16 protein-coding genes are annotated in these 15,628 nt (G+C 65.3%); all 16 read right to left on the reverse strand.

What is annotated here, in order from left to right:
- Position 1: 1 nt before the first annotated feature.
- The 16 genes from HZF05_RS17020 to HZF05_RS17095 all read right to left on the reverse strand — a co-directional run bounded on the left by HZF05_RS17020 (position 2) and on the right by HZF05_RS17095 (position 15,605).
- A complete protein-coding gene (locus HZF05_RS17020) occupies positions 2-790 on the reverse strand; it encodes a type III pantothenate kinase (protein WP_160362983.1) in 789 nt (262 codons plus the stop codon).
- A gap of 4 nt (positions 791-794) precedes the next feature.
- Positions 795-1,505, reverse strand: a complete 711-nt coding sequence (locus HZF05_RS17025; RefSeq protein ID WP_160362984.1) for a biotin--[acetyl-CoA-carboxylase] ligase — start codon at positions 1,503-1,505, stop codon at positions 795-797.
- 121 nt (positions 1,506-1,626) lie between these two features.
- Positions 1,627-3,084, reverse strand: a complete 1,458-nt coding sequence (nuoN, locus tag HZF05_RS17030; RefSeq protein WP_160362985.1) for an NADH-quinone oxidoreductase subunit NuoN — start codon at positions 3,082-3,084, stop codon at positions 1,627-1,629.
- Between the two features lie 3 nt (positions 3,085-3,087).
- Positions 3,088-4,629: an NADH-quinone oxidoreductase subunit M gene (locus tag HZF05_RS17035; RefSeq protein ID WP_160362986.1), complete on the reverse strand. Its 1,542-nt coding sequence runs from the start codon at positions 4,627-4,629 to the stop codon at positions 3,088-3,090.
- A 28-nt stretch (positions 4,630-4,657) separates the two neighbouring features.
- Complete coding sequence (gene nuoL, locus HZF05_RS17040) at positions 4,658-6,775, reverse strand: NADH-quinone oxidoreductase subunit L (RefSeq protein ID WP_160362987.1); 2,118 nt, start codon at positions 6,773-6,775, stop codon at positions 4,658-4,660.
- Positions 6,776-6,785: 10 nt separating this feature from the next.
- Positions 6,786-7,091: an NADH-quinone oxidoreductase subunit NuoK gene (gene nuoK, locus HZF05_RS17045; protein ID WP_110154549.1), complete on the reverse strand. Its 306-nt coding sequence runs from the start codon at positions 7,089-7,091 to the stop codon at positions 6,786-6,788.
- The gene (locus HZF05_RS17050; protein WP_160362988.1) at positions 7,088-7,705 is read right to left on the reverse strand and encodes an NADH-quinone oxidoreductase subunit J; all 618 of its coding nucleotides are present in this window, start codon (positions 7,703-7,705) and stop codon (positions 7,088-7,090) included. The genes nuoK and HZF05_RS17050 overlap by 4 nt, the downstream gene beginning before the upstream one ends.
- 36 nt (positions 7,706-7,741) lie before the next feature.
- A complete protein-coding gene (nuoI, locus tag HZF05_RS17055) occupies positions 7,742-8,227 on the reverse strand; it encodes an NADH-quinone oxidoreductase subunit NuoI (protein WP_160362989.1) in 486 nt (161 codons plus the stop codon).
- A 4-nt stretch (positions 8,228-8,231) separates the two neighbouring features.
- A complete protein-coding gene (nuoH, locus tag HZF05_RS17060; RefSeq protein ID WP_160362990.1) occupies positions 8,232-9,302 on the reverse strand; it encodes an NADH-quinone oxidoreductase subunit NuoH in 1,071 nt (356 codons plus the stop codon).
- On the reverse strand, positions 9,299-11,287 hold the full coding sequence (gene nuoG, locus HZF05_RS17065; RefSeq protein ID WP_160362991.1) for an NADH-quinone oxidoreductase subunit NuoG: 1,989 nt from the start codon (positions 11,285-11,287) through the stop codon (positions 9,299-9,301). Before nuoG ends, nuoH begins: the two co-directional genes overlap by 4 nt.
- Position 11,288: 1 nt before the next feature.
- The gene (locus HZF05_RS17070) at positions 11,289-11,993 is read right to left on the reverse strand and encodes a hypothetical protein (protein WP_160362992.1); all 705 of its coding nucleotides are present in this window, start codon (positions 11,991-11,993) and stop codon (positions 11,289-11,291) included.
- Complete coding sequence (nuoF, locus tag HZF05_RS17075; protein WP_160362993.1) at positions 11,990-13,291, reverse strand: NADH-quinone oxidoreductase subunit NuoF; 1,302 nt, start codon at positions 13,289-13,291, stop codon at positions 11,990-11,992. The genes HZF05_RS17070 and nuoF overlap by 4 nt, the downstream gene beginning before the upstream one ends.
- Positions 13,291-13,551 carry a hypothetical protein gene (locus HZF05_RS17080; protein WP_160362994.1) on the reverse strand — a complete coding sequence of 87 codons (261 nt, stop codon included), beginning with the start codon at positions 13,549-13,551 and terminating at the stop codon, positions 13,291-13,293. The genes nuoF and HZF05_RS17080 overlap by 1 nt, the downstream gene beginning before the upstream one ends.
- On the reverse strand, positions 13,548-14,216 hold the full coding sequence (locus tag HZF05_RS17085; RefSeq protein WP_160362995.1) for an NADH-quinone oxidoreductase subunit NuoE: 669 nt from the start codon (positions 14,214-14,216) through the stop codon (positions 13,548-13,550). Before HZF05_RS17085 ends, HZF05_RS17080 begins: the two co-directional genes overlap by 4 nt.
- Entirely contained in the window at positions 14,209-14,400 is a 192-nt protein-coding gene (locus tag HZF05_RS17090) for a hypothetical protein (RefSeq protein WP_160362996.1), read from the reverse strand. Before HZF05_RS17090 ends, HZF05_RS17085 begins: the two co-directional genes overlap by 8 nt.
- Positions 14,397-15,605: an NADH-quinone oxidoreductase subunit D gene (locus HZF05_RS17095; RefSeq protein WP_160363152.1), complete on the reverse strand. Its 1,209-nt coding sequence runs from the start codon at positions 15,603-15,605 to the stop codon at positions 14,397-14,399. The genes HZF05_RS17090 and HZF05_RS17095 overlap by 4 nt, the downstream gene beginning before the upstream one ends.
- Positions 15,606-15,628 lie beyond the last annotated feature (23 nt).

Here is a 15,628-nt window from a genome sequence, read left to right on the forward strand (position 1 = left end):
CTTATCCTTGTTGGGGTTCGGCCCAGCGGCGGTACATCATCGCGAGGCCGTTGATAGTGAGGTCGGGTTCGACCTGATCGAACACCGAACTATGCTCGTCGAACAGGGTTGCAAGGCCGCCGGTGGAAATTACCTTGGTCGGGCGGCCGATCTCGGCCTTGATGCGGGCGACGAGGCCCTCGATCATGCCGATATAGCCCCAGTAGATGCCGCTCAGCATCGCATCCTGGGTGTTGCGGCCGATGACGTTTTCCTTGTCCGGTATCTCGATCGCGATGCGCGGCAGCCGCGCGGCGGCGGCGAACAGGGCGTCGAGCGACAGGTTGATGCCCGGCGCGATCACGCCGCCTTTGTAGGCGCCCGAATAGTCGACGATGTCGAAGGTGGTCGCCGTGCCGAAGTCGATCACGCAGAGGTCGCCCTCGTGCAACGCATGGGCGGCGATGGCGTTGACGACGCGGTCGGCGCCCACCGCCTGCGGCTCGTCGAGATCGATCGGAATGCCCCATTCCACCGGCGCGCGGCCGGCGATCAGCGGGGTCACGCCAAAATATTTGTCCGCCAGCACCTCCAGATTGTGGAGGGCGCGTGGCACCACCGTGCAGATGATGACAGCGCTCACCTGGGTGCGGTGATAGCCCTCCATCTCGATCAGCTGGTTGAGCCAGACGGCATATTCGTCGGCCGTGCGGCGCGGATCGGTGGCGATGCGCCAGCGCGTCTTGATCTCCGTGCCTTCGACGAGCGCGAAGACGACATTGGTGTTCCCGGCGTCGATCGCAAGCAGCATCGGTTCAATCCCGGATCAGGAAGACGTCGGCGGCGTGAATGACATGCACTTGGCCATCCGCCAAGCGCAGCCTGAGCGCGCCCATCGCATCGAGGCCGTCGAACAGGCCTTCGAGGCTGCTGCCGTCGGGCAGGCGCGCGGTGAGCGCGGTGCCGATCGGGTGGGCCTTTTCGAGCCAGCGGGCGCGGATGGGGGCAAGGCCCTCGGCGCGCCAGCGGTAGAGCCAGCGGGCGAAGCTTTCGGCGAGCGCGGTGATGAAGGCATCCGGATCGGGCGCGTGGCCGAGGGCGGCGGCAAGGCTTGTGGCGGGCCGATCGATGTCTTCGGGATGATGCGCGAGGTTCACGCCTATACCGACCACGACCGCGCCATCGGCACGCTCAAGCAGGATACCGGATAGTTTTGCGCCATCGACCAGCAGGTCGTTGGGCCATTTGATCTGCGCGGTGGCGCCGAACGCTTCGACGGCTTCGGCCACCGCCACCGCCGCGACGAGCGCGAGACTCGGTGCCGGTGGATCGTGCGGCTGGAGGCGGACCAGCACGCTCGCATAGAGGTTGCCCGGCGGCGAGACCCATGTGCGGCCCTGCCGCCCGCGCCCCCCACGCTGCTGCTCGGCGCGGACCCACACGCCCTCCGGTGCGCCCGCCTGCGCGAGCGCCAACACCTCGTCGTTGGTGGAAAGCGTGTCGCGGATGGTGCGGATGTCGGTCATGACCCGCCCCATAACCCGTTCGCACTGAGCTTGTCGAAGTGCTGCCCTTCTTCTTCGATCGCAAGAAAAAGTAAGGGCAGGGCTTCGACAGGCTCAGCCGGAACGGTGGGAATGCGGTGCGTCAGAACAGCGATTTCGCCGCCGCGTTGGTGCCGAGCTCGATCGCCGGGATCAGCAGATAGCCGAGCGGCGACACGAACAAAGCGGCGATCGCGATCAGCACGCCTTCGATCAGCGAGCGCGAGGGCGCCAGCTCCACGGCCGGCTCGTCGAAATAGATCGTCTTGACGATCTTGAGGTAATAGAAGGCGCCGATCACCGAAGTAGCGATGCCGATCAGCGCCAGCGGCCAGAAGCCGGCGGCGACGAGGGCGGAGAACACCTCCCACTTCCCCCAGAAACCGAAGAGCGGCGGGATGCCGGCAAGGCTGAACATGAAGATCGCGAACGCCGCCGCGAGCCCCGGGCGCGTGCGCGACAGGCCGGCGAGCGAGGCGATCTGCTCGGTCGGAAGCCCATCCTTGGTCCGCATCTGGAGGACGCAGATCAGCGAGCCGAGGGTCATCGCTATATAGATGGTCAGGTAGAAGAGTACCGAGGAAGCGCCCTCCGCCGTGCCCGGCACGAGGCCGAACAGGATGAAGCCGACATTGTTGATCGACGAGTAAGCGAGCAGGCGCTTGATGTTGGTCTGGCCGATCGCCGCGACGCCGCCGAGGATGGTCGAGGCCAGCGCGCAGAAGATCACGATCTGCTGCCAGTCGTGCGTCGCCGGCCCCATCGCCGAAATGGCGACGCGGGTGGTCAGCGCCATCGCCGCGACCTTGGGGGCCGAGGCGAAGAAGGCCGTCACCGGCGTCGGCGCGCCTTCGTAAACGTCGGGCGTCCACATGTGGAAGGGCACGGCGGCGATCTTGAAGGCGAGGCCGGCCAGCACGAAGACGAGGCCGAAAAGCAGGCCGTAATAGGCCGGATCGCCGTGCGTCGTGCCGTGGAAAGCCTGCGCGACCGTGGCGAAGCCGGTGCCGCCGGAGAAGCCGTAGAGCAGCGAGATGCCGTAGAGCAGGATGCCCGAGGCCAGAGCGCCCAGCACGAAATACTTCAGGCCCGATTCCGCCGAGCGGCTGTCCCGGCGCAGGAAGCTCGCCAGCACGTAGGAGGCGAGGCTGTTGAGCTCGAGGCCCACGTACAGCGTCAGCAGGTCGGCGGCCGAGACCATCATACCCATGCCGACGGCGGCGAGCAGGATCAGCACGCTATATTCGGCGCGTAGCGGCTCGTTGTCGGTCTCGAAGAAGCCCGGCGCGATCAGGATGGCGACCGCGGACGAGACATAGATCAGCAGCTTGGCGAAGCCGGCGAAGGTATCGGCATGGAAGGCGCCGGCATAGCCGACCGCGCCCGAGGTCGGCGCGCCGATCAGGGCGACGGCCGCCGCCGCCAGCAGCGCCACGCTCACGTAGCCGATCACGCGCGCGCTCTTGTCGCCCGCCCAGGCCACCACCAGCATCAGCACGATCGCGCCGGCCGAGAGGATTTCCTCGGGCAAAGAGAGCGCGAAGGACGAAACGTAATCCATGTCTCAATGCTCTCCGGCGACGGCGGCAGCGGCCGGCTTATGGGGAATCTTCAGCGCGGCGTCGCTCGCCGGCGCGGTCGGGTGGAGGCGCTCCAGCAGCAGGACAACGTCGCCGCGGATCGGCTTCAGGAAGCTCTCCGGATAGACGCCCATCCACAGCACCGCGAGCGCGATCGGCGCCAGCGTCAGCCACTCGCGCGGCTCGAGGTCCGGCATCGCGGCGGCGTCGGCATTCTTGCGCGGGCCAAAGGCGATGCGGCGGTAGAGGTACAGCATGTAGGCCGCGCCGGTGATGATGCCCGTCACCGCGATGAATGCCGCCCAGCTCGATTGCTCGTAGGTGCCCATCATCGACAGGAACTCGCCGGGGAAGTTGGAGAGGCCGGGCAAGCCCACCGACGCCATGGTGAAGAACAGGAAGAAGGTGGCGTAGGCCGGCATGTTGTCGGCGATGCCGCCGTAGCGGCTGATCTCGCGGGTGTGCAGGCGGTCATAGACCACGCCGACGCACAGGAAGAGCGCGCCCGAGACGAGGCCGTGGCCCAGCATCACCAGGAAGCCGCCCTCGATGCCCTGCTGGTTGAAGGCGAAGAGGCCGAAGGTGACGAGCGCCATGTGCGCGACCGACGAGTAGGCGATCAGCTTCTTCATGTCCTTCTGCACCAGTGCGACCAGCGCGGTATAGACGGTCGCGATCATGCTGAGCGCGAAGACCAGCCACATCCAGTGGGCGGACGCCTCCGGGAACATCGGCAGCGAGAAGCGGATGAAGCCGTAGCCCGCGAGCTTCAGCAGCACGCCCGCCAGGATCACCGAACCGGCGGTCGGCGCCTCGACGTGCGCGTCGGGCAGCCAGGTGTGGACCGGCCACATCGGCATCTTCACCGCGAACGAGGCGAAGAAGCAGAGCCAGAGCCAAGTCTGCGCCTGCGACGTGAAGTTGTAGGCCATCAGCTGCGGGATGCTGGTCGTGCCGGCATGCTGCGTCATGTAGAGCATGGCGATCAGCATCAGCACCGAGCCGAGCAGCGTGTAGAGGAAGAATTTGTAGCTGGCGTAGATGCGCCGCGCGCCGCCCCAGATGCCGATCGTCATGTACATCGGGATCAGGCCGCCTTCGAAGAAGACGTAGAACAGGTACAGATCCTGCGCCATGAAGACGCCGAGCATCATGATCTCGGTGACGAGGAAGGTCGCCATGTAGAGCGGCACGCGCTTGGTGATCGACTTCCACGAAGCGAGGATGCAGATCGGCATCAGGAACACGCTGAGCACGATCAGCAGCATCGCGATGCCGTCGATGCCGAGCGCCCAGCTGAACTTGCCGAACAGATTGCTGTTCTCGACGAACTGCCAGCGCGGGCCGCCGGGGACGTATTGCACCCACAGCACGATGCCGAGCGCGAAATCGATCAGGGTCGCGGCGAGCGCGGTGACGCGGGCATTCTGGTCGCGGCTCTCGGCCGATCCGGGCGCGAACAGGCACCAGAGCGCGCCCAAGAACGGCACCGCCAGCATGATGGAGAGGATCGGGAAGCCGCTCACGCGCCAGCCCCCATCGAGATTACGCGGCTCATCGAGTCATCGCCCAGGTCGCGACACCGGCCAGCCCGAGGAGCATGACCAATGCATAGGTGTAAACATAGCCCGATTGGACGCGGGCGGTGATGCGGTTGCCGACGACCGCCAGCTTGGCGATGCCGTCCGGCCCGAAACGGTCGATCGTGCCCTCGTCGCCCTTGTGCCAGAGGAATCGGCCGATGGCGAAGGCAGGCCGCACGAAGATCAGGTCGTACAGCTCGTCGAAATACCACTTCCTGAGCAGGAAGACGTAGAGCCCGCGGAAGGTCGCGGCGAAGCGGCCGGGGATCGACGTGTCCCTGATGTAGGCGAACCAGGCGATCGCGAAGCCGATCAGCATCACGATGCTCGGCGCCAGCGCCCAGGCGCCGAGCTTCTCGGACGCCTCGTGCAGCTCCGGCGAGTAAGCGACGCTGCCCTGCCAGAAGGAGCCGTTGAGAAAGGTCGGCGCGAAGGCCCAGCCGGCGAACACCGCGCCGAGGCTCAGCACCAGCAGCGGCACCGTCATCGTCCACGGGCTTTCGTGGGGATGATAGTCCAGCGTGCCGTGCTCGACCTCGGTGAAGCCGCGCATGTCGGGCTTCGGCTCGTGGCCCGCATCCTCGGCGTCCGGCTCGGCATGATGCGCGTCGTGGCCGTGATCGTCATGCGCCGCATGAGCGACCGCATGATCGGCATGGGCATCGTGCGCGTGGTCGTCATGGCCGTGAGCATGGGCAGCGTGCTGGATATGCTCTGAGGCGGCCCAGCGCGGCTTGCCGAAGAAGGTCAGGAAGATCAGGCGCCACGAATAGAAGCTGGTCAGCAGGGCGGCGAACACGCCCATGAACCAGGCGAAGCCGCCCACCTCCGTGCCCGACGCGAGCGCCGAGGAGATGATCGCATCCTTCGAATAGAAGCCCGCGAACCCGAACACGCCCTCCAGGCCCACGCCGGTGATCGCCAGCGTGCCGGCCACCATCACCCAGAAGGTGAGTTTGATGTGCTTACGCAGGCCGCCATAATAACGCATGTCCTGCTCGTGGTGCATCGCGTGGATCACCGAACCCGCCGAGAGGAACAGCAGCGCCTTGAAGAAGGCGTGCGTGAACAGGTGGAACATCGCCGCGCCGAACGCGCCGACGCCGGCGGCGAAGAACATGTAGCCGAGCTGCGAGCAGGTCGAATAGGCGATCACGCGCTTGATGTCGGTCTGCGTCGTGCCGATCGTCGCGGCGAAGAAGCAGGTGCAGGCGCCGATCACCGTCACCACCGTCATCGCGGTGGGACTGGTCACGAACATCGGCGAGAGGCGGCAGACCATGAACACGCCGGCGGTCACCATCGTCGCGGCGTGGATCAGCGCCGAAACCGGGGTCGGGCCTTCCATCGCGTCGGGCAGCCAGGTGTGCAGGCCGAGCTGCGCCGATTTGCCCATCGCGCCGATGAACAGCAGCAGGCACAGCAGGGTCATCGTGTCGACGCGGTAGCCGAGGAAGCCGATCGTCGAACCCGCCATGTGCGGGGCTGCGGCGAGGATCTCGGGAATCTGCACGGTGCCGAACACCAGGAAGGTGCCGAAGATGCCGAGCGAGAAGCCGAAATCGCCGACGCGGTTGACCACGAAGGCCTTGATCGCGGCGGCGCCGGCCGAAGGCTTGTAATACCAGAAGCCGATGAGGAGGTAGGATGCGAGGCCCACGCCTTCCCAGCCGAAGAACATCTGGATCAGCGTGTTCGCCGTCACCAGCATCAGCATCATGAAGGTGAAGAGCGAGAGATAGGCGAAGAAGCGCGGCTGGCTGTCGTCTTCCGCCATATAGCCCCAGCTATACAGGTGGACGAGCGCCGAGACGCTGGTGATCACCACCAGCATCACCGCCGTCAGGCTGTCGACGCGCAGCGCCCAGTCGACCTTGAGATCACCCGAATGGATGAAGGTCAGAACGTTGGCGACGTAGGCGTGCGAGGTGCCCTGCAGGAAGGGAATGAAGATCGACCACGCAATCGCGCACGATACGAACAGGCCGGCGGTCGTCACCGTCTTGGCGACGGTGTTGCCGATGAAGCGGTTGCCCAAACCGGCGATCGCCGAACAGAGCAAGGGCAGGAAGACGAGGAGCTGGATCATGGGAGGCGGCTCAGCCCTTCATCCGGTTGATGTCGTCGACCGCGATGGTGCCGCGGCCACGGAAATAGATGACGAGGATGGCGAGCCCGATGGCCGCCTCGCCCGCCGCGACGGTCAGCACGAACATCGCGAAGATCTGGCCGACCAGATCGTGCAGGAAGGCCGAAAAGGCCACCAGGTTGATGTTCACCGCCAACAGGATCAGCTCGATCGCCATCAGGATGATGATGACGTTCTTGCGGTTGATGAAGATGCCCAGCACCCCCATCACGAACAGGATCGCCGAGACGGCGAGATAATGGGGAAGGCCGATCACAGCTCGACTCCCTGGCCGACGGGCGGATTGGTCATGCGGGTGGCGTCCTGCGGGCGGCGGCGGTTCTGGTAGGCGATGTTCTGCTTGCGCACGCCGCCGCGATTGCGGTGGGTCAGCACGATCGCGCCGATCATCGCGACGAGCAGCACGAGGCCCGCGCCTTCGAAGACGAAGAGATACTTGGTGTAGAGCAGGGTGCCGAGCGCCTGGATATTCGGCACGGCGGCCGGGTCCGGCGTCGGCGCGGCGCGGCCGGCGGTCTGGATCGGCCCGGCTTCCCACGCACCCACCGCGACGACGATCTCAACCGCCATAGCCGCCGCCAGCGCGAAGCCGAAGATCGCATATCTGGCGACACCCGCGCGCAGCTCGCTGAAATCGATGTCGAGCATCATCACGACGAACAGGAACAGCACCGCGACCGCGCCGACATAGACGATGACGAGCAGCATCGCGATGAACTCGGCACCGAGCAGCAGCATGAGGCCGGCGGCGTTGAAGAACGCCAGGATGAGCCAGAGCACCGAGTGCACCGGATTGCGCGCCGTGATGGTGAGCAGCCCCGAGAGGCACACCATGATGGCGAACAGGTAGAAGGCGAGGGTCTGGATCACGGTGCCGGCTGGCTCCCTTGCGGTCGGAACGGGCGATTAACGATAGGGCGCATCGGCGGCAAGGTTCGCGGCGATCGCGCGTTCCCAGCGGTCGCCGTTATCCAGCAGCTTGCCCTTGTCGTAGATCAGCTCCTCCCGCGTTTCGGTGGAATATTCGAAGTTCGGCCCCTCGACGATCGCATCGACCGGGCAGGCTTCCTGGCAAAAGCCGCAGAAGATGCACTTGGTCATGTCGATGTCGTAGCGCGTGGTACGGCGCGAGCCATCGTCGCGCGGCTCGGCCTCGATGGTGATCGCCTGCGCCGGGCAGACCGCCTCGCACAGCTTGCACGCGATGCAGCGCTCCTCGCCGTTCGGATAGCGGCGCAGCGCATGCTCGCCGCGGAAGCGGGGCGAGAGCGGGTTCTTCTCGTAGGGATAGTTGATCGTCGCCTTCTTCCTGAAGAAGTATTTCAGGGTCAGCGCATGGCCCTTCACGATCTCCCAGAGGGTGAAGGACTTGACGTAGTAGCCGAGGCTCATGGCGTCAGGCTCCGATCGGATGGTAGCGGGTCAGCATCAGCCAGCCCGAGACGAGGAAGACGAACAGCAGCGACAGCGGAAGGAATATCTTCCAGCCCAGCCGCATCAGCTGGTCGTAGCGATAGCGGGGCAGCGTCGCCTTCACCCAGGAGAAGACGAAGAAGCAGATGCCCATCTTGAGCAGCAGCCAGAACAGGCCGAGGCCGATCGTCGTGCCGGGGATGACATAGAGGAACGGCAGGTCCAGCGGCGGCAGCCAGCCGCCCCAGAACAGCGTCGCGTTCAGCGCGCACATCAGGATGACGTTGGCATATTCGCCCAGCCAGTAGAGTGCGAAGCTCATCGAGCTGTATTCGGTCTGGTAGCCGGCGACGAGCTCGCTCTCCGCCTCGGTGAGGTCGAACGGCGTGCGGCTGGTCTCGGCCATGGACGAGATCAGGAACACGATGCCCATCGGGAACAGCAAGGGATTGAAGATGTTAGCGTTGATGAAGCCCAGCACCTCGCCCTTCTGCGCCAGCACGATGGTCTGCAGGTTGAAGCTGCCCGCCCACATCACCACCGAGATCAGCACGAAGCCGATCGCGACCTCGTAGCTCACCATCTGCGCGGCGGCGCGGATCGCGGAGTAGAAGGGGTATTTGGAGTTGGACGCCCAGCCGGCGAGGATCACCCCGTACACGCCCAGCGACGATGCCGCGAGGATGTAGAGCAGGCCGACATTGATGTTGGCCACCACCGAGAAGCTGCTGAACGGGATCACCGCCCAGGCGATCAGCGCGACCGTGAAGGTGATGATCGGCGCGATCAGGAACAGGCCGCGATTGGCGGCCGCCGGGATGATCGTCTCCTGCAGGAACACCTTGGCGCCATCCGCGAAGGACTGGAGCAGGCCGAACGGGCCGACCACGTTGGGGCCGCGCCGCAGCGCCATCGCCGCCCAGATCTTGCGATCGACATAAATGATCATCGCGACCGCCAGCATCACCGGCAGCGCGATCACCAGGATATCGATGATCGTCGCGATGAAATAGGCCCAGCCATACGGCAGAGCGGGGGTGAACCAGGAGATCATTCCGCCGCCTCCGCGAAGGTCTCGCCCTTGATGAGTTCGGCCGAGCAGCGCTGCATGGTGGGCGACGAGCGGGCGATAGGGTTGGTCAGGTAGAAGTCGGCGATCGGATAGACGATCGCGCCGGAGACATCCCCGCCCTTCGGCGCCGGATCGAGCGCGCCGGCTAGGTGGTTCCCCTCCTCGGCCAGACCCGGATGGTCGGCGGCGATCTTCGCACGAAGCTGCGCGAGGCTGTCGAACGGCAGCGTCTTGCCCAGCACGGCGGAGAGCGCGCGCAGGATCGTCCAGTCCTCGCGCGCATCGCCGACCGGGAACACGGCGCGTTCTGCGCGCTGCACGCGGCCTTCCATATTCACCCAGGTGCCCGGCTTCTCGACATAGGTCGCGCCCGGCAGGATCACGTCGGCGGCATGCGCGCCGCGATCGCCATGCGTGCCGATATAGACCTTGAAGCTGTTGGCGAAGCCGGACAGGTCCGTCTCGTCCACGCCGAGCAGGAACACCAGCTTCGGCGCGGCCTGCACGACAGCGGCGAAACCGCCCTCGGCCGCGAAACCGACGTCCAGCGCGCCGACACGGCCGGCGGCGGTGTGGAGCAGGCCGAAGCCCGCGCCCAGCGCCGCGGCGGTCTGACGGGCGGCACCGTAGCCGCCCTCGATCGCGCAGGCGCCCATGCCGGCGATGACGATCACGTCCTCGGCCTTGGCGAGCGCTTCCGGCAGATCGTTGAGCGCGGACAGGTCCGAACCCAACCACTCGGCCTTGTAGGTCAGGTCGACCTCGGGGCCGACGGCATAGACCTTGGCGCCCTTCTTGATCGCCTTGCGGATGCGCGTGTTGACCAGCGGCGCTTCCCAGCGCGGATTGGCGCCGACCAGCAGGATCGCCTTGGCATTCTCGACGCCCGCGATCGTCGGGTTGAAGCGATACGAGGCCGGATTGGCGACATCGTAAAGCGCGCCATCGACGCGCGCCTCATGCAGCGTCGAGCCGTAGGCGGCCAGAAGCTGCTTCAGCGCATAGACGCTCTCGACCTCGGCGAGATCGCCGGCGAGGCCCGCGACGTCGTTGCCGGTCAGGCCGTCAGCGGCCTTGGCGATCGCCTTGAACGCCTCTTCCCAGGTCGCCGCCTTCAGCTTGCCGTCGACGCGGATGTAGGGCTTGTCGATGCGGTTGCGCACCAGACCGTCGACCGCGTGGCGGGTCTTGTCCGAAGCCCACTCCTCGTTGACGTCCTCGTTGATGCGCGGGAGCGACCGCAGCACCTGCCGGCCACGGCTGTCCAGCCGCACGTTGGTGCCGACCGCGTCCATCACGTCGATGCCCGGCGTCTTGTGCAGCTCCCACGGCCGCGCCTCGAAGGCGTAGGGCTTGGAGGTGAGCGCGCCGACCGGGCAGAGATCGACCACGTTGCCCGAAAGCTCGCTGGTGACGGCGTGCTCCAGATACGACGTGATCTGCATGTTCTCGCCGCGATAGATCGCACCGATCTCCTCGACGCCCGCCACTTCCTCGGCGAAGCGGACGCAGCGCGTGCACTGGATGCAGCGCGTCATCTGGGTCTTCACGATCGGACCCATATACTTTTCGGTGACGGCCCGCTTGTTCTCGTCGAAGCGGCTATGGCCCTTGCCATAGGCCATCGACTGGTCCTGCAGGTCGCACTCGCCGCCCTGATCGCAGATCGGGCAATCGAGCGGGTGGTTGATGAGGAGGAACTCCATCACCCCCTCGCGCGCCTTCTTCACCATCGCGCTGTCGGTGCGGATTTCCTGCTTGTCGGCGGCGGGCAGCGCGCAGCTGGCCTGCGGCTTGGGCGGCCCCGGCTTCACCTCGACGAGGCACATGCGGCAATTGCCGGCGATCGACAGGCGCTCGTGATAGCAGAAGCGCGGGATCTCCTTGCCGGCCGCCTCGCACGCCTGGAGCACGGTGGCGCCGGCGGGGACTTCGACCTCGATCCCGTCTACGGTGAGTGTGGGCATGTTACGGCTTTCCCGCGCTGGCAGGCCTAACGCCTGGCCTCACCGCTTCGCGGTAGAGGGCTTCGGCGATCAAGCCGTGGATGACGGCTTTGCTGAATGTTATTTTTGTTCCTTGCGCGAGACACGCGCTGAAGCTCGAAGAAAGAACGGAAAAATCAGCGGTTTCAATCTTGCTGCCGACATCAGATAGGATAAGCGAGCGGCTATTGGACGGGTCTTTCCGTACTACGCAGTCTGCGAACTGCCGCAATCCGATATAATTCTGAGCCTCGTTTCCAGTTGCACCAGCAATATCAGGAGTAAAATCTATAGGCTGATCCGCAAGCGGAGGAGAAATCTTGCGATAATTCAGTCGATATAGTGCGGCGTACAATCCACCGCGCAACAGCGTCGCATCCATTCTCAGTTCGCCATAGCGAAGACAATCGTCGATGGCGAGATCGGAAAGAAGCTTGTTTTGGTTGCTGCCGATTGGATTGGCAGACAAGACACGCGCAACGCCATGCGCTTCCCTCAACACGACGCACTGGGAAAACGCGATGATTGTGGCGCGCGCACGATCGGCGTCGGATAGCTTGGAATAATAGGGGATTTCGGCCGGTGCAGGCGTTCTGATATTGGATCCTGTCTCGGCCTCCATCTGACCTGACGCCATTGTTGGTATCATCGCCAACAAAATGATCGTGAGGAAGCGAGACATCCTCATTCCGCCGCCTCCATCATCGGAGCAGCGCCGCCGTTCTTCGCCGCGATGCGACGCTCCAGCTCGGGGCGGAAGTGGCGGATCAGGCCCTGGATCGGCCAGGCCGCCGCGTCACCCAGCGCGCAGATGGTGTGGCCTTCGACCTGCTTGGTGACTTCCTGCAGCATGTCGATCTCCTCGACCTCGGCATTGCCTTCGCGCAGCCGCTCCATCACGCGCCACATCCAGCCGGTGCCCTCGCGGCAGGGCGTGCACTGGCCGCAGCTCTCATGCTTGTAGAAGTAGCTGAGACGGCTGATGGCGCGGACGATGTCGGTGGACTTGTCCATCACGATCACCGCCGCCGTGCCGAGGCCCGAGCCCAAAGCGCGCAGGCCGTCGAAATCCATCGGCGCGTCCATGATCTGCGCCGCCGGCACCAGCGGCACCGAGGAGCCGCCGGGGATCACCGCGAGCAGATTGTCCCAGCCGCCCCGGATGCCGCCGCAATGCTCCTCGATGAGCTGGCGGAACGGGATCGACATCGCCTCTTCCACCACGCACGGCTTGTTCACATGGCCGCTGATCTGGAAGAGCTTGGTGCCGCGATTGTTCTCGGCGCCGAAGCTGGAGAACCAGGCCGCGCCGCGCCGCAGGATGGTCGGCGCCACCGCGATGCTCTCGACATTGTTGACCGTCGTCGGGCAACCGTAGAGGCCCGCACCCGCCGGGAACGGCGGCTTCAGGCGCGGCTGGCCCTTCTTGCCCTCCAGGCTCTCCAGCATCGCGGTCTCTTCGCCGCAGATGTAGGCGCCGGCGCCACGGCACAGGAACACGTCGAAATCATAGCCCGAACCGCAGGCATTCTTGCCTATCAGGCCCGCCGCATAGGCCTCGTCGAGCGCCGCGTACATCGTCTCGGCCTCGCGGATATATTCGCCGCGAATGTAGATGTAGGCGGCGCGCGCGCGCATCGCGAAGCCGGCGACCAGCGCGCCCTCGATCAGCTTGTGCGGATCGTGGCGGATGATCTCGCGGTCCTTGCACGAACCCGGCTCGGACTCGTCGGCGTTGATGACGAGGAAGTTGGGTTTGCCGGGCTTCGGCTCCTTGGGCATGAAGCTCCACTTCATGCCGGTCGGGAAGCCGGCGCCGCCACGGCCGCGCAGGCCGCTGTCCTTCATCGTCTGGATGATGTCATCCGGCGCGATCTCGAGCAGCTTCTTGGTATTGTCCCAGTCGCCGCGCTTGCGGGCGGCCTCCAGGTTCCACGGCTGGAAGCCATAGACGTTGGTGAAGATGCGGTCCTTGTCAGCGAGCATCACTCGGCGTCCCGTCCGTCATGCAGGTCGAGCCGGCGCTCGATGCGATCCAATCGATTTTCCATCCGGTCCATGCGCTTCCCGAGACCCGTGATGCTGACCTCCACGGCGGCGATGCGGACCGAGGCGGAAGCGAGACCTTCCTCGACATTCGTCATGCGCGTTTTGATATCCAGCATGTCGAATGCCATGGCCTCGACGCGGGCGTTCATCCGTTTGAGCAGTTCGTAGGTGTGGTTGGCGATCTCGGAGTCGGTCATGCCCACTCACCCCGGTAATCGTGGTTTTCGGAGACCATCGCGACGAGGCTGGTCGGGCCACCCTCGGGCGCGCTGACCTGGCGATCGATCTGCGGGCCGGGCTTGGGCTGCTTGCCCTCGGCCAGCGCCTCCAGGATGGCGATCGTGCTGTCGTAGGTCAGGTCTTCGAAATTGTCGTCGTTGATCTGGACCATCGGCGCGTTGGCGCAGGCGCCCAGGCATTCGACCTCGGTCAGCGTGAACAGGCCGTCGGGCGTGGTCTTGCCCTTGACGAGGCCCTTGTTCTTGCACGCCGCCAGCACGTCGTCCGATCCGCGCAGCATGCACGGCGTCGTGCCGCAGACCTGCACGTGATAGCGCCCGACCGGCGCCAGGTTGAACATCGTGTAGAAGGTCGCGACCTCGTAGACGCGCATGTACGGCACGCCGATCTGCTTCGCGACATATTCGATCACGGGGACAGGCAGCCAGCCCTGCGTCTGCGTATCGGCGCCGACCTGCCGCTGGGCGAGATCGAGGAAAGCCAGCGACGCCGACTGCTCGCGCCCCTTGGGGAAGCGGGCGAGGATCGTCTGCGCCTTGGCCTCGTTCTCCGGCGTCCAGGCGAAATCGCCCCAGCGCGCGCGGGTCTCGGCCTCGTCGGGGATGTGAACTGCGTCAGCCACGAACTTTGATGCTCCTAAACCGGCGGACGACGAGCACGGCCGCGCTGCCGATCAGCGTCCAAACCATGAAGCCAACGACGGGAGAATATGCCCGGTGATCCTCGATTGTGAGCCCGACGAGAGCGAGGAAAGCCGTAGCAGCCGTGCCGAGCAGGAATGCGTCGATCTTGCCGAATTGGCTCACCGATCGCACTCCCCGAACACGACGTCGATCGCGGAGAGGATGGCGGTGGTGTCGGCCAGCATGTGGCCCTTCATCATGAAGTCCATCGCCTGCAGGTGGCTGAACGCCGTCGGGCGCAGCTTCACGCGGTACGGCTTGTTGGTGCCGTCCGAGACGAGATAGACGCCGAACTCGCCCTTGGGGCTCTCGGTCGCGACGTACACTTCGCCCGCGGGGACGTGGAAGCCCTCGGTATAGAGCTTGAAGTGGTGGATCAGCGCCTCCATCGAGCGCTTCATCTCACCGCGCTTGGGCGGCGCCACCTTGCGGTCGGTGGACGCGATCGGGCCGTCCGGCATCTGCGCGATGCACTGCTTGATGATCCGCGCGGACTGGCGGACCTCCTCCACGCGCACCATGAAGCGATCGTAGCAGTCGCCCGCCGTGCCCACCGGCACGTCGAACTCCATGCGGTCATAGACCTCGTAGGGCTGCGACTTGCGGATGTCCCACGGCACGCCCGCCGCGCGGATCATCGGGCCGGAGAAGCCCCAGTTGATCGCGTCGTCGCGGCTCACCACGCCGATATCGACGTTGCGCTGCTTGAAGATGCGGTTGTCGCCCACAAGGGTGATCGCGTCCTCGAACAACTGCAGGCGGGTGTCCAGCCAGTCGCCGATGTCGGTCAGCAGCTTCAGCGGCACATCCTGGTGGACGCCGCCGGGGCGGAACCACGCCATGTGCATCCGCGCGCCGGACGCGCGCTCGAAGAAGCCGTAGGTGTCCTCGCGCACCTCGAACATCCACAGGTTCGGCGTCATCGCGCCGACGTCCATGATGTGCGAGCCGAGGTTCATCATGTGGTTGGAGATGCGGCTCAGTTCGGCGAATAGCACGCGGAGATACTGGGCGCGCAGCGGCACCTCGATCCCCAGCAGCTTCTCGATCGCGAGGACGTAGCTGTGCTCCATGTTGAGCGGCGAGCAATAATCCAGCCGATCCATATAGGGCACGTTCTGGAGGTAGGTGCGCGCCTCCATCAGCTTCTCGGTGCCGCGATGGAGCAGGCCGACATGCGGATCGACGCGCTCGACGATCTCGCCGTCCAGCTCCAGCACCAGGCGCAGCACGCCGTGCGCGGCCGGGTGCTGCGGGCCGAAGTTGATCGTGTAGTTCTTGATCTCGACATCGCCGACCGAGGGCTTGTCCTCGCCGGTGTAGAGCATGTCGGCGGCGACGCGCGCGTCCT

This window comes from Sphingomonas chungangi, from assembly GCF_013778325.1.
GTDB classification, from domain to species: domain Bacteria; phylum Pseudomonadota; class Alphaproteobacteria; order Sphingomonadales; family Sphingomonadaceae; genus Solisphingomonas; species Solisphingomonas chungangi.